The sequence below is a fragment of the Pontibacter mangrovi genome, assembly GCF_006385705.1.
GTDB classification, from domain to species: domain Bacteria; phylum Bacteroidota; class Bacteroidia; order Cytophagales; family Hymenobacteraceae; genus Pontibacter; species Pontibacter mangrovi.
On record NZ_VFRQ01000006.1, the window covers coordinates 224,756 to 238,270 of the forward strand.

The 13,515-nt window shown below is 54.1% G+C and carries 16 protein-coding genes; 12 read left to right on the forward strand and 4 right to left on the reverse strand.

All coding sequences use genetic code 11. The features are described from left to right. The first annotated feature begins 12 nt into the window (after nt 1-12). The gene (locus FJM65_RS12845) at nt 13-1,203 is read left to right on the forward strand and encodes a proline dehydrogenase family protein (RefSeq protein ID WP_140621938.1); all 1,191 of its coding nucleotides are present in this window, start codon (nt 13-15) and stop codon (nt 1,201-1,203) included. A gap of 136 nt (nt 1,204-1,339) precedes the next feature. Here FJM65_RS12845 and FJM65_RS12850 read toward each other — a convergent pair whose 3' ends face one another. Then, nucleotides 1,340-1,540, reverse strand: coding sequence for a hypothetical protein (locus tag FJM65_RS12850; protein WP_140621939.1), 201 nt, complete (start codon nt 1,538-1,540; stop codon nt 1,340-1,342). A 145-nt stretch (nt 1,541-1,685) separates the two neighbouring features. Between FJM65_RS12850 and FJM65_RS12855 the strand changes: the two genes are divergently transcribed. From FJM65_RS12855 to FJM65_RS12890, 9 genes are all read left to right on the forward strand, one after another. Continuing rightward, the gene (locus FJM65_RS12855) at nt 1,686-2,258 is read left to right on the forward strand and encodes an RNA polymerase sigma factor (RefSeq protein WP_140621940.1); all 573 of its coding nucleotides are present in this window, start codon (nt 1,686-1,688) and stop codon (nt 2,256-2,258) included. A gap of 33 nt (nt 2,259-2,291) precedes the next feature. Continuing rightward, nucleotides 2,292-3,377 (forward strand): S1C family serine protease, encoded by a 1,086-nt coding sequence (locus FJM65_RS12860; protein WP_140621941.1) that lies wholly within the window; start codon nt 2,292-2,294, stop codon nt 3,375-3,377. Nucleotides 3,378-3,532: 155 nt separating this feature from the next. Further along, nucleotides 3,533-4,303 (forward strand): fasciclin domain-containing protein, encoded by a 771-nt coding sequence (locus FJM65_RS12865; RefSeq protein ID WP_140621942.1) that lies wholly within the window; start codon nt 3,533-3,535, stop codon nt 4,301-4,303. A 112-nt stretch (nt 4,304-4,415) separates the two neighbouring features. Next, the gene (locus FJM65_RS12870) at nt 4,416-5,051 is read left to right on the forward strand and encodes a fasciclin domain-containing protein (RefSeq protein WP_140621943.1); all 636 of its coding nucleotides are present in this window, start codon (nt 4,416-4,418) and stop codon (nt 5,049-5,051) included. A 44-nt stretch (nt 5,052-5,095) separates the two neighbouring features. Continuing rightward, nucleotides 5,096-5,269 carry a hypothetical protein gene (locus FJM65_RS21280; protein WP_181163713.1) on the forward strand — a complete coding sequence of 58 codons (174 nt, stop codon included), beginning with the start codon at nt 5,096-5,098 and terminating at the stop codon, nt 5,267-5,269. Between the two features lie 27 nt (nt 5,270-5,296). Further along, complete coding sequence (locus FJM65_RS12875) at nt 5,297-5,740, forward strand: fasciclin domain-containing protein (protein ID WP_140621944.1); 444 nt, start codon at nt 5,297-5,299, stop codon at nt 5,738-5,740. 126 nt (nt 5,741-5,866) lie between these two features. Beyond that, a complete protein-coding gene (locus FJM65_RS12880; protein ID WP_140621945.1) occupies nt 5,867-6,397 on the forward strand; it encodes a general stress protein in 531 nt (176 codons plus the stop codon). A gap of 301 nt (nt 6,398-6,698) precedes the next feature. Continuing rightward, on the forward strand, nt 6,699-7,130 hold the full coding sequence (locus tag FJM65_RS12885) for a response regulator (RefSeq protein WP_140621946.1): 432 nt from the start codon (nt 6,699-6,701) through the stop codon (nt 7,128-7,130). A gap of 50 nt (nt 7,131-7,180) precedes the next feature. Beyond that, nucleotides 7,181-7,798, forward strand: coding sequence for a DUF4142 domain-containing protein (locus tag FJM65_RS12890; RefSeq protein ID WP_140621947.1), 618 nt, complete (start codon nt 7,181-7,183; stop codon nt 7,796-7,798). Between the two features lie 50 nt (nt 7,799-7,848). On the opposite strand, the gene FJM65_RS12895 is transcribed toward FJM65_RS12890, so the two are convergent. Together FJM65_RS12895 and FJM65_RS12900 are read right to left on the reverse strand one after the other, a co-directional pair. Further along, the gene (locus FJM65_RS12895; protein WP_140621948.1) at nt 7,849-8,409 is read right to left on the reverse strand and encodes an arylesterase; all 561 of its coding nucleotides are present in this window, start codon (nt 8,407-8,409) and stop codon (nt 7,849-7,851) included. A gap of 93 nt (nt 8,410-8,502) precedes the next feature. Beyond that, nucleotides 8,503-8,955 (reverse strand): PA2169 family four-helix-bundle protein, encoded by a 453-nt coding sequence (locus tag FJM65_RS12900; RefSeq protein WP_140621949.1) that lies wholly within the window; start codon nt 8,953-8,955, stop codon nt 8,503-8,505. Between the two features lie 230 nt (nt 8,956-9,185). Between FJM65_RS12900 and FJM65_RS12905 the strand changes: the two genes are divergently transcribed. Together FJM65_RS12905 and ggt are read left to right on the forward strand one after the other, a co-directional pair. Beyond that, entirely contained in the window at nt 9,186-11,294 is a 2,109-nt protein-coding gene (locus tag FJM65_RS12905; protein ID WP_140621950.1) for a carboxy terminal-processing peptidase, read from the forward strand. A gap of 90 nt (nt 11,295-11,384) precedes the next feature. Next, nucleotides 11,385-13,118, forward strand: a complete 1,734-nt coding sequence (gene ggt, locus FJM65_RS12910; protein WP_394348138.1) for a gamma-glutamyltransferase — start codon at nt 11,385-11,387, stop codon at nt 13,116-13,118. On the opposite strand, the gene FJM65_RS12915 is transcribed toward ggt, so the two are convergent. Next, nucleotides 13,115-13,510: a hypothetical protein gene (locus tag FJM65_RS12915; RefSeq protein ID WP_239022943.1), complete on the reverse strand. Its 396-nt coding sequence runs from the start codon at nt 13,508-13,510 to the stop codon at nt 13,115-13,117. The two genes, ggt and FJM65_RS12915, sit on opposite strands and share 4 nt — an antisense overlap. Nucleotides 13,511-13,515 lie beyond the last annotated feature (5 nt).

Below are 13,515 nucleotides of genomic sequence, written 5' to 3' on the forward strand. Positions count from 1 at the left end.
AATTTTACCTACATGAACCCGATTACCAAAGTCTCTTTTGACGATACAGCCGTTGCTTTTTCATCTAAGTCAGACGCTGAGCTGTATAAAATGTACATGCTGTTTAAGGCCATGAACAGCAACGCCTTTGTAAAGATGGGCGGCACCTTGCTAAGCACGGCGCTTAACCTGCACCTGCCGGTTAAATTTCTGATCAAGCCTACTATTTTCAACCACTTCTGCGGCGGCGAGACAATTGAGGAGTCGGAGCGCGCCATTCAGGAGCTGGGCAAGTATAACATCGGCACCATTCTGGATTACTCGGTAGAGGGCGAGGGCGACGAAAAAAGCTTTGACGCCACCCGCGACGAGCTGCTGCGCACCATCGAGAAAGCGCACCGCAACAAGCATATCCCCTTCTCGGTGTTTAAGATCACCGGCCTTATCGACATCAACCTGCTGGAGAAGGTGCAGAAGAAACAGGAGCTGTCGGCTAACGAGCGCGCTGCCTTTGAGCGGGGTCGCGACCGCGTGAACGCCATCTGCCAGCACTGCTATGAGCGCGACGTGCGCGTGTTCATAGATGCGGAGGAAAGCTGGATCCAGGAAACCATCGACAACCTGACGTACGAGATGATGGCGCGCTACAACAAGGAGAAAGCCAACATCTACAACACTTACCAGCTCTACCGCCATGACCGCCTGGAGGTGATAAAGCGCGACTACGAGAACGCCATACAGGGAGGGTATTACCTGGGGGCCAAGCTGGTGCGCGGCGCTTATATGGAAAAAGAGCGCAGGCGCGCCGAACTGGAAGGCTACCCAAGCCCGATCAACCCCACCAAAGAGGCCACGGACGCGCTGTTTAACGAGGCGCTGCGCTTCTGCGTGGACCACATCGAGCGCGTGGCCTTCTGCAACGGCACCCACAACGAAGAAAGCTGCTACCTGCTGATGGAGCTGATGGAGGAGCACGAGATTGCCCCCCATGACCCGCGGGTATACTTTGCCCAGCTGTATGGCATGAGCGACAACCTCTCGTATAACCTGGCCTATGCCGGCTACAACGTGGCCAAGTATGTGCCTTACGGGCCCGTGGTGGAAGTAATGCCTTACCTGCTGCGCCGCGCCAACGAGAACACCGCCATTGCCGGGCAGAGCAGCCGCGAGTTCAGCCTGATCCAAAACGAGATCGATCGCCGCAAAAAAGTAAAGAGGTTTTAGGCCGGGTAGGCCGGCTATGGTATGACCGGCCACCATTTTAATGGCACCCCTATAAAAAACACGGGGCCCCGCGCCATGCGCGGGGCCCCGATATGTGTTTCGGAACTATAAGCTTTTCGCCGTAGTCCTCTTTAACTTACTCTACTACAGTTGCAGAGTCAGCCTCAACGTCAGCAGCAGCTGTGTCAACGTCTTCTACTACAGTCTCCTCAACAGCTGGAGTCTCCTCTACTGTCTCAGTTTCTACAGCTTCAGTCTCAGTAGTTGCTTCTTCGTTGTTGCAAGCTGTGAAAGAAAGAGCAAGAGCTACGATAGCGAAAGTGAATAAATTTTTCATTTTGTGTTTGTGATTAAGAGTTTTGGTTTCGATTTTGACCTTCATACCGAAAACGGGCAGAGGTAACCCTGCTTTCTGAAAATTTTTAAAAATATTTTTTTGGTGGGTTACAAAACACCCCTCAGCGTATTAAATTTTGACTGGAATGAAGAAGAGTTTGTATGAGACGGATGAGGCGGTGATAGAGGGCATCCGGCGCAGCGACGAAAATGCGCTGGCCCACCTGTACAAACTATACTTCCCGATGATTTCGCACTTTATTTTGAGCAACAGCGGAACCGATGACGAAGCCAAGGACATTTACCAGGAAGGCGTCATCGTGTTCTACGAAAAGATAAAGGGTGATAGCCTGGAGCTTACCTGCCAGATTAAGACCTACCTGTACTCGGTGTGCCGGAGGCTTTGGCTCAAGCGCCTGGCAGAGAAAGGCCGCTACGCCACCAAGCTGGACGAAAGCGAAAGCTACCTGCCTGTGGAAGAAGACACGCAGCAGCACGAGGAGCAGGAGCGGCAGTTTGGGCTGATGGGCGAAGCGCTGGCACAGCTGGGCGAGCCGTGCCGCAGCCTCATCGAGGACTACTACATCCGGATGCAGAACATGCAGGAGATTACCGACAAGTTTGGCTACACCAACACCGACACGGCCAAAAACCAGAAGTATAAATGCCTGCAGCGCCTGAAGAAGATATTTTTTGCTACCTATAAACCTGAAGTATAAAACAGGTTGCCATAACGCTGGGAGAAAACCACTATGCTAGAGTACCGCGCATACGAAGAGATAGAACGCTACCTGAACGGACAGATGGCGGCTGAGGAGAAAGCCGGCTTTGAGGCCCTGTTGCGCACCGATGCCACGCTGGCCGCGCAGGTGCAGGAGCACAGGCAGCTGCTGCTTACCCTCCAACACATGGGAGAGCGCCAGCAGCTTCGGCAGCAGCTCAAGGGCATCCATGCCCGGATGGAGCGTGACCAGGCTTCTGCGCCTCCGGCCGCCTGGAAAGTTTTCTGGAACCGCCACCGGCAAACCGTGGCCGTGGCCGCCAGCGTGTCGCTGTTCTCGGTGTTTGGTGCGCTGTGGAGCGTGCAGCAGCTTAAAAAGCCTGTGCAGCAGCACACGGCCCAGTATGTGGAGCTGCGGCGCGAGGTGGAGCGGCTGAAAAAGGCGCAGACCGCCATCATCAACGGCATCAACGATGCCACCAAGCCAGCCCCCCAGCCAGCGGCTTTCAGCGGAACCGGCTTTGCCATTTCTGCCAACGGCTATGTGGTCACCAGCTCTCATGTGGTAGAGGGCGCCGACTCGATCATGATCGAGAACAAAACCGGCCTTAAGTATAAGGTGAGCGAAATCTACCGCGACGAAATACACGACCTTTCCATCCTTAAAGTGGCTGAAGAGGATTTTCAGGGCTTTGGCAAACTGCCTTATACTTTTAAAGGAACGGAGTCTGACTTAGGGGAGCGGGTGTTTACCCTGGGCTACCCGCGCGAGGACATCGTGTTCGGCGAAGGCTCGCTCAGCTCCGCCTCCGGCTTTGAGGGCGACACCACCGCTTACCAGATTTCCATACCGCTTAACCCGGGTAACAGCGGCGGCCCGCTGCTGGACGATAGAGGCAACCTGATCGGGGTCATTAGCGGCAAGCAGGCAGGGCAGGAAGGCGCGGCCTTTGCCATAAAATCCGCCTACCTCCTGCAGCTAATAGATGAACTGGCCCTTTCGGGGCAGGTGGAGCCTCTTGTTCTACCAAAAAATAATGCACTTTTTTCCCAAAACAGGCCCCAGCAGCTCAAAAAGCTGCAAGACTATGTTTTTGTAGTAAAAGTGTACAATTAATTAGCGAAGCCACGTAACCCCTTGGCCAACCTTTGGTCCCGATACCAGTTTCTGGCCCTTAAAAGGCGTCAGGGTTAACATTTTCAGATGATTTCAGTTAAATTATAGTTGAAAGTTTAATTTCTAAACGAGCAATTATAATAACACTGAAAGCTATGAAAAAGAGAATGATAATTCCGATGGCGCTGGCAGCAACAATGCTTTTCGGCTGCGCAAGTTCCAATGAAAGTATGAATAATGACGCTACCGCCATGGACAGCGATATGTCTATGAGCGAGACGCAAACCATGGCCGGTACCACTTCCGACATGGAGGCCACGGATGACAGGAGCTCTAACAGCTCTATGAATACCGACAATACTGCTGACATGAACACAGCTGGTAACATGGGCGCTGCATCGGCCACAGCTGTAGCTAACTTGACGTTGGAGAACACTGGTACTGTAGAGGACATGTTTGAGAATATCGGCAACACAGAGCAGTATGATGTGCTGTCTCTGGCGAAGCAGGAGCCTAACCTGTCTACCTTCGTGCAGCTTGTGGAGCAGGCAGGGCTGACGAGTGATATACAGCGACTGGACAACGTCACTATTTTTGCGCCTACGAACGAGGCCTTTGCCAGTATCCCGCAAGACAAGCTGGAGTCGCTACTGCAGCCTGAAAACAAGGCGCAGCTGATGCAGGTACTGCAGATGCACGTACTCCCTCAAGACGTGGCTTCGGCGCAACTGCAAAATAACACCCGCATTGAGCTTACCGAGAACTCATACATCCCGGTTTCAGTTGGCATGAACAACACCATGGTAACTGTTGGCGGTGCAGAGATTGTGCGCTCTGATATTGAGGCCTCTAATGGTAGGATCCATGTGATCGACGGCCTGATTATGCCAAGCGACACCCGTGACGACGAAGCGATCGGACAGTAATTTTTTTGAATAACCCATACGCAAAGCCCTCTTTTTCCTTAAAAGAGGGCTTTATGCTTTCCTGCCTCCGTATACCATAACCTAAAGCTTGTTTTGATGTAGAACGATAGACATGAACGCGAACATACTCTGCTTACTTATACTATTGACCCTGTTTGGCTGTGCCTCCTCCGCAGACCTGGAAGAGCCGGCTGCCGTGGATGCCGACAACACCCAAAGCTCGGCTGTGCGGACAACCGAGAGCGAAGAAGCCGCCACCCCGGACTTCGGCAACATGTTCCCGGAAGTGGAAAGCACAGAAAAGTATAACATCCTCGCACTCATCAGGCTAGACCCGAACCTATCCACCTTTGTGATGCTGGTGGAGCAGGCAGGAATGGAAGATGCCTTTGCCCAGGACAGTGCCCTGACAGTTTTTGCTCCCCTGAACACGGCTTTTTTAGACTGGCCACCCGACTCGCTGCACACGCTGATGCGGGAGGAAAACAAGGCGCAGCTCATCAGGCTCGTGCAACTGCATGTTGTATCCACCAAAACTGCTGCAGCAAGCCTGAACCAGCAACAGCACCTGGAAACGAGCGGAGGTGCCTACGTAGCCATACAGAAATCGCAGCAAGACGCCCCTGTCAAAATTGCGGAGGCTACCCTTGTAAAGCCAGATGTACCTGCCGCCAACGGCACGCTGCACATCATTGACCGGGTTCTAAAACCTTTGGAGGACGAACCGACGCCGCTGGAACAGCCGTAGTGACAGGAATAAGACAAGCAAAGATCCACTAAACCACATCATGTATGAAAACGAAATGCCTATTTGCCACTATCCTGCTAACAGCATGCAGCCTGTGGAGCTGCACTGGCACCACCTCCTCCAACACTAGCAGGGCATCGGCCAATGCCCCAACAATTGACAACACCGCTGCCCGTACCAGCACCACCCTCCCGCCATCAGACTCGGCTACAGCCTAGGCCGGTCAAAACAGCGACAGTTCACTCGTGTCAGCGGACAACCCGCTGGGGCGCAGGCCCAGCCTTGTGGCCCTGGCCCAGCAAAGGCCGGAGCTGACGACCTTTATGGAGCTGCTTATGGCCGCCGACATGGTTACGCGGCTGGAGAGCCCTGCTACCTATACTGTTTTTGCCCCCACAAACGAGGCCTTTGCCGCCTTGCCCGAGGGTACCCTGGAGGCACTCAAGCAACCTGGAAGCCAACTAGAGCTACAGCACATCCTGCAGGCCCATATACTCCCCAAGCGTGTCACCACCGATGAAATGCAAAACAACATGCGGCTGATGACTGCTTACGGGGATGAGGTGCTCGTGACCCGCACCGGCAGCAGCTTACAGGTAGGCAAGGCCTCCGTTCTCCAAGCCGACATTCAGGCATCTAACGGCATTTTACATACGATAGATAAGGTGCTGGCACCTCCGGCTGAATAGCATTTGAAAGGCCTGACGCGCATTTTCGTAACTATAGACGGCGCATTGCGTTAAAAAACACACGGCGCAAGTCGCCGGATTATACTTTAAATACAAAATAGAACTGACCATTTAAAATTAACAGCTATGGTAAACAAAACAGATAACGCGGGCATGATGACCGCCATGTTTAGAGACAGAGAAAGTGCGGAGCGTGCCTATGACGAACTACGTGCCCGCGGATACGATAAGGATGATATCAATGTGGTCATGTCTGACGAGGGCAGAAAGCGCCACTTTTCAGATAAAGACGAAACAACAGAGCTAGGCAATAAATCCCTGGAGGGAACCGGCGCAGGTTCGGCCATTGGTGGTACACTGGGCGCCATTGTCGGTGCCGTGGCAGCCATTGGTACTTCAGTCGCTATTCCTGGCCTGGGCCTCGTAGTGGCTGGCCCCTTGGCAGCTGGCCTGGCGGGTGCAGGTGCAGGTGGCCTTACAGGCGGCCTGATCGGTGCGCTGGTAGGCGCCGGTATACCTGAAGAGCGCGCCAAAGTGTACGAGACAGGTATAAAAGAGGGCAACATTGTGCTGGGCTTTAAGCCGCACAGCGCCGAGGATGCCCGCTACTTCGAAACGCACTTTCAGAAGCATAGAGGAGAGCACATCTATTACTAAATAGAACCTTTCCACCAACACCCGAAGCCCCTGGTGCCTTTGTGCCAGGGGCTTCGGATTTTATTATACCTAGCAGCCCCGGGTTTGTAGCGGTACTTTGCCTGCATGGGCGGCATGCACGCACAAACCACCTACCCCAAATATAGGATCAAAAGCAGTATTTACTGGCCATTATTTATACGATAGCACCACCCTTTGCCGTTATACCTATAGCTTTCCCCGGAAAGGAGCTGGCAGCGTTTTACGCGCAGGTTGCTGAACGCAAGCCTGCCAGCAAATCCTGAATAGCCAAAGACGCCTTATGTATAAATTAAACCATATCCTGATTATTGATGACGATCAGATAAATAACCTGTTCTCGCAGATCATACTGGAGGATGCTGATGCCAGCCGGCTGGTTTCTACCTGCCACAGCGTGCCCGAGGCACTGGACTTTTTGCGTGCTGCCGAGGCAACCGCAGAAACCGCATTCCCCGACCTGATCCTGCTGGACATCAGCATGCCTTCTTTGGATGGGTTTGAGTTTCTGGACCGCTATTATGCCCTGGGCTATAACCAGCGCCATAAAACCTTTATTTCCATGTTCACCTCCTCCGACGAGCAGGAGCACCAGGAGCGGGTACAGAAGTATGAGGTGGTGGTAGGCTTTATCAAAAAACCGCTCTCCATGCCAACCCTGCAGAACATCCTCCGCCTGCAGGACAACAACCGCGCAGAAAACAATTTGCCATAGTTTCGTATGCTTAGGGTATAAACAATCCTATATACCCAAATTAAAGAACGATGAAAAAAACGATGATAGCCGTAGCGTGCGCTGCGGGCCTCCTATGCCTTGCCTCCTGCAACGATAACGCCGGCTCTGATAACCAGGCTACCGACACGACCGGTTCGGCCACCGTTGCGGCCACCGACTCCACCATCACAGATAAAAATAAAGAGCTGCTGGCTTTTGCCGCCCGTAACAACATGCTGCAGGTGGAGCTGGGCAAGCTAGCGGCTGCCCAGGGCGCCACAGACCAGGTAAAAGCCTATGGGCAGGACCTGGTGGACTGGTACACGGCCAAGCAGGAGGAGCTGCAGGAGCTGGCACAGCAGTACGGCGTTACACTGCCTCAGCAGTTAGAGGATGAGCAGACCGAGCACCTGAACGACTTGAAAGAGGCCAAACCGGAAGACTTTAACAAAGCCTATTGGGATAACGTGACCGATGCGCAGGAAGAGGCGATAGACGAACTGGAGGACAACCTGAAAGACGTGGACGAAGCCAGCGCCACCACCTTTTCGTTGTGGGCACGCAATGCCCTTAAAGAGCTTCGCGCCCAATACGAGCAGGCCAAAGCAAACGAGGTGGACCTGAAGAATGAGGATGCCGGCATCTCGGAAAGTATAAACCAGGAGTAAGGGCTGCCTGAAAAAAGGAACGGGGCGCAAGTACAGCTTGCGCCCCGTTTTCATATGACCTCTAGCAGCTCTTTTAGCTTCTGCCAGGTATGCTGCGCCAGCAGCTTCTGCCCTTGCGCATTCGGGTGCACACCGTCCGGCAGGTTCAGGTGGCGGTTGCCGGCTACCCCTTCCAGCAGAAAAGGGATGAACAGGGTGCTATTCTGCAGCGCCAGCTCCCTGAACAGCTTCCGGAACTCAGCGGCATAACGCCCGGGCACAATGTCGGGTATCTCCATACCCGAAAGGATGATGTGCACCTCAGGGTATTTATGCCTTACCTTGTCGATGATCTGCTGCAGGTTTTGGCTTGTTTCACGGGCCGGGATGCCGCGCAGGCCATCGTTGGCGCCCAAGGCAAGTATAAAGATAGCGATCGGCTCGTTCAGCCAGCGGTCGATGCGGTGCACCCCTCCTGCCGTGGTGTCGCCGCTGAGGCCGCCGTTCAGCACCTTGTAATCGCGGTACCCCTGTTGCCGCAGCATCTCCTGTATCAGGCTGGGATAAGCCTGCGCAGCCGGCAACCCATAGCCGGCCGTCAGGCTGTCCCCGAAAATAAGTATGTTTTTCATGCACTCCTTCCGTTTTATACTATACCAAACCGTGTAAAGCAAGAAGGGTTGCCATCAGCTGGCAACCCTTCTTTTATAGTTCCTTCTACTTGCTTAATCGGCAGCGTTTTCCATCTGGCGCAGGCGCTCGCAGGTGGCAAGCGACGACTGCTTCTGCTTCTCTACCATCTGCACCACTTGCGGTGGCAACTCGGCCTTATGCTCCAAGGCATCGTTGTAGGCTTTCTGCGCCCACTCCTCCCCATAAATGTTCGATTTTACCAGCGACTCCTCGTCGCGGCCGGTCACGGTGTTCTTCACGTCCATCCAGCCGCGGTAAATTTTGCCCTTGGCCGTGGTTCCCTTCTCGGTGGAGCCCCCGATGCTGGAAAGGGTGCTGTTAATCTCGCTTGAGAACTGACGGCTCTGGTTCACCAGGTCCTTGTAGTAAGACTGATGCGCCGGGTCCTTCGTCAGTTTGGCTGCGTGCTCATAGCCTTCGATGCGGTCGTTCACAAATTGGTTTAGTTCCTGCAGAACATCTATTGCCTTTTCGTTGTTGTTCATAGCTTTCGTTTTTGGTTTGTAGTATCGGAAACGAAAAAAAACGGCCAAAAGTTATAATACCCGCCCAGCTTCTCCGTAAGATGAGTGTAAACCGCTGAAGGCAAACGAAGAAACCACCGGCGCTATGATAAAATGAATTTTTCTGCTACATTACACTTTAAAACATAGCCGTAGCAGGTATGCGGCACCACTTTTGCACACAAATACTGTAGTTCAACTTATTAAATTAGATGATATCATTGACAACTCGCTTTAAAATCATACTATCGGTTCTGGCCGTCATCCTGGTCACAGGCTCTTTCATTCTTTATAAAAAAGGCTCCACGCCCGAAGGGAAGAATGAGATCCTGATTAAGGCCCTGATGCAAGGACTGAGCAGTGGGCACTATCAGCCTGAAAAAGTAGACGACAGCTTCTCCAAGAAAGTATTTGACCTGTACCTCGAGCGCCTGGACTTTAACAAAAAGTTCTTGCTTGCCTCCGACGTAGAGAAGCTGCGCAAGTATGAAACCGCCATCGACGATGAGCTGCGTCTGGGCTCTTTCGAGTTTTTCGACCTGTCGGCTGACATTTACGAGCAGCGCGTAAAGGACTCGGAGGCATTTTACAAAGAGATCCTGAGCAAGCCTTTCGATTTTACCATGCAAGAGCAGATTGAGCTGGACGGCGAGAAGCTGCCGTATGCCAAAAGCAAAGCCGAGCTGCAGGAGGCGTGGCGCAAGCAGCTCAAGTACCAAACGCTGGTACGCGTAGTGGATATGCAGGAGGAGCAGCAGAAAAAGCTGGAGAAAGACCCGAAGGCTGAGCAGAAATCGTTTGAGCAGCTGGAGAAAGAGGCCCGCGAAAAGGTAATGAACACCTACGAGGACCTGTATGAGCGCCTGGCCAAGATCAACCGCGACGACCACCGCTCCACCTACATCAACGCCATCACAAACGTATACGACCCGCATACGGGCTACTTCCCGCCCAAGGCCAAAGCTGACTTCGACATCAACTTTACGGGCCGCCTGGAAGGCATCGGCGCCTCGCTGCAGGAAAAAGACGGACAGATACGCGTGATGGAGATTGTGCCGGGAAGTCCCTCTTACCTACAGGGCGAGTTGAAGCCGGGCGACATTATCCAGAAAGTAGGCCAGGGAGCCGAAGAGCCGATATTGGTGGAAGGCATGCGCCTGGACGACGCCATTCAGTACATCCGCGGAAAAAAAGGCACCGAAGTGCGCCTGACCGTGAAAAAGCCGGACGGCTCTACCAAAGTCATCCCTATCATCCGCGATGTGATCGTGTTTGAAGAAACCTACGCACAGTCTGCCCTGATTGAGGACAAAGAGAAGATCGGATACATTAAGCTTCCGGGCTTTTATGCCGACTTTGAGAACAAGAACGGCCGCTTTAGCGGCGAGGACGTGAAAAACGAGATAGAGAAGCTAAAAGGTGCCGGTATGGACGGCTTGGTGCTGGACCTGCGCAACAACGGCGGCGGCTCTCTGTCAGACGCTGTGAAAATGGCGGGCCTGTTTATTGACCAAGGCCCGATCGTGCAGGTAAAAACCGCTGAGGGCAGAGCCATTGTGCTGGACGACCGCGACCCGCAGGTACAGTATAACGGACCGCTGGTGATTTTGGTAAACGCCAACAGCGCGTCGGCTTCTGAAATTCTGGCTGCCGCGATGCAGGATTATAAGCGTGCCGTTATTGTAGGTAGCCCAACCTTTGGCAAGGGCACTGTACAGCAGTTCTTTGAGCTGGATGAGGCCCTGCCAGCGCAGTTTAACCCTTACAAGCCATTCGGCGCCCTGAAACTGACGACGCAGAAGTTCTACCGCATTAACGGCGGCACCACGCAGTTGCGCGGCGTAACGCCGGATGTGATACTGCCGGATGCCTACGCGTTCCTGGAGTTTGGGGAGAAAGAGCAGGATTATCCGCTTCCGTTTGATGAGATAGCGCCTGCCTCTTACAAGCCGTGGAGCAATGGCAAGCTGAACCTGCAGCAGGTAAAAACACACAGCCAGCAGCGTATCGCTAAAAACCAAAGCTTTGAGCTGATCGAGGAAAGCGCCGAGCGCCTGAAGAAGCAGTCGGATAACACCACGCGCTCGCTGCAGCTGGACAAGTATGTGGCGGAAGAGAAAAAGGCAGAGGCTGAGGCAAAACGCCTGGAGGAAGCCAAAAAGGATATACCGGTGCTGAACGTGCACCGCCTGCAGCAGGACCTGCAGGAGCTGGGCACGGACACAGCCAAGATTGCCCGTAACAAAGAGTTTATCAAAGACCTGAAGCAGGATGTATACTTGGAAGAGGCCGTAGCCATTATTCAGGAAGACCTCCGCTAAGCAATTAATTGTACTTTTACTGAAACGCCAGCTAAATTAGCTGGCGTTTTTTTATATATTAAGCTCCTAATAGATCAACCCGTAGAAAACATGCTTTTAACTTCACCCAAAATAAGCCAGACCGGCGCATGGCTCCTGCTTCTGGCACTGCTGCCAACCCTGTTAGGCGGTTGCGCTACTAAAACGACCCTTGAGGCATCCGTGGAGGAGCAGGGCTATATTTCCGGCAATGCCATGGTCGTATCGGCGCATCCTGAGGCCTCGCGCATAGGCATGGAGATCATGCAACGCGGCGGTAACGCCTACGATGCCGCTATCGCCACACAGTTTGCCCTGGCCGTGGCGTTTCCGGTAGCCGGCAACATCGGCGGCGGCGGTTTTATGGTGCATCGCTCAGCCTCCGGTGCCATTGGCTCCCTCGACTTCCGGGAAACGGCCCCTGGCTCTGCTACCGAAACGATGTACCAGGACGAGGCTGGCAACGTGGTGGATGGGCTGAGCACAGACGGGCACCTGGCTGTGGGCGTTCCCGGAGCGGTAGACGGCATGGTGAAAATACACCAAAAGTATGGCGCTATGCCGTGGGCCACACTGCTGCAGCCAGCCATAGATTTGGCCCGAAACGGTGTGGTGCTTACACAAAAAGAGGCAGACGGGCTTAACTATGCAAAAGAAGCTTTCATCCAAAACAACCGGCACCTGCCCTACCTGGTCCGGGAGAAAGCCTGGCAAGAAGGCGATACCTTGCGCCACCCCGACCTGGCCCGTACGCTGGAGCGCATCCGGGATAAAGGGCGCGAGGGCTTCTACGCCGGCGAAACAGCCGACCTGCTGGTAAAGGAGATGCAGCGCGGCAACGGCATTATCTCCCACGAAGATCTGGCGAACTATACTTCGGTATGGCGCCAGCCGGTAACAGGCAACTATAAGGATTACAAAGTCATTTCCATGGCGCCACCCTCAAGCGGTGGCGTGGCCCTGCTGCAGCTGCTAAAGATGGTGGAGCCCTACAACCTGCAACAGAAAGGGTGGCAAACCACCGAGACAATACAGATTATGACCGAGGCTGAGCGCCGCGTGTACGCTGACCGCGCCACCTACCTCGGCGATCCTGACTTTGTAGAAGTGCCCCTGCAGGAGCTACTGGATGAGGAGTACCTGAAAGACCGCATGAGCACGATGAGTTTCGCGCAGGCCACCCCGTCCTCTGCTGTAAAAGCCGGCGAGCTGCCAGTCTATGAGTCCGATCAAACAACGCATTTTAGCGTGGTAGACCCTGCCGGCAACGCAGTCTCCATCACCACCACCCTCAACGGCGGCTACGGCTCCAAGGTAATGGTAGAAGGGGCAGGCTTTCTGCTAAACAACGAGATGGACGACTTCAGCGCCAAGCCAGGCGTACCAAATATGTTCGGGCTGATAGGCGGCAAGGCCAATGCCATACAACCTAACAAGCGCATGCTCAGCTCCATGACCCCTACTATCCTGGAAAAGGATGGGAAGCTGTTTATGGTGGTGGGCACGCCGGGCGGCTCTACCATCATCACTTCCGTATTCCAGACGATCCTGAACGTGGTAGAGCATGACATGACCATGCAGCAGGCGGTGGCGGCCCCGCGCTTTCACCACCAGTGGCTACCCGACCAACTACAGCACGAAGCCAATGCTATTCCGGCCCCGGTTCGGGCGGAACTGCAGCGCAAAGGCTATACCCTGCATGAGCGAGGCACTTACGGACGCGTTGACGGGATTTTGGTGTTGCCGGACGGGCGGCTGGAAGGAGGCGCAGACCCACGTGGCGACGACGCGGCGGCAGGTTTCTAAGCCGCTTGTTTGCGCTTCCGGATAAAGCCTGCCACATACACCCCTACCGCGGCCACACCGGTCAAGGTCATCAGCCCGAATACGCCGGCTCTTCGCTGCCGTACTTCGGGCTTAAATTTTTGCCTGGCTTCCTCGGATGGGGCAATGGCTTTCGACAGGAGCGTTCCTGTCATGATGCTTAGCAGGCTGGTAAGCCCCACTGCGGCATGCGCCACGGCGCTGTTCCCCTGCTTGATGCCCGGGCTCAGGAGTAGCAAAGCACCTCCGGCCAAGGGTGGTATAAGCGCTGTTTTGGGCCTTTTCTCATTCAGGAAATAACTCGTGAGCCCCGCCCCGATAAGTGTGGCGGCATGCGTGTTGTTGGCTATGTCTGGTCTGTCAATGATGTTCATCTGAA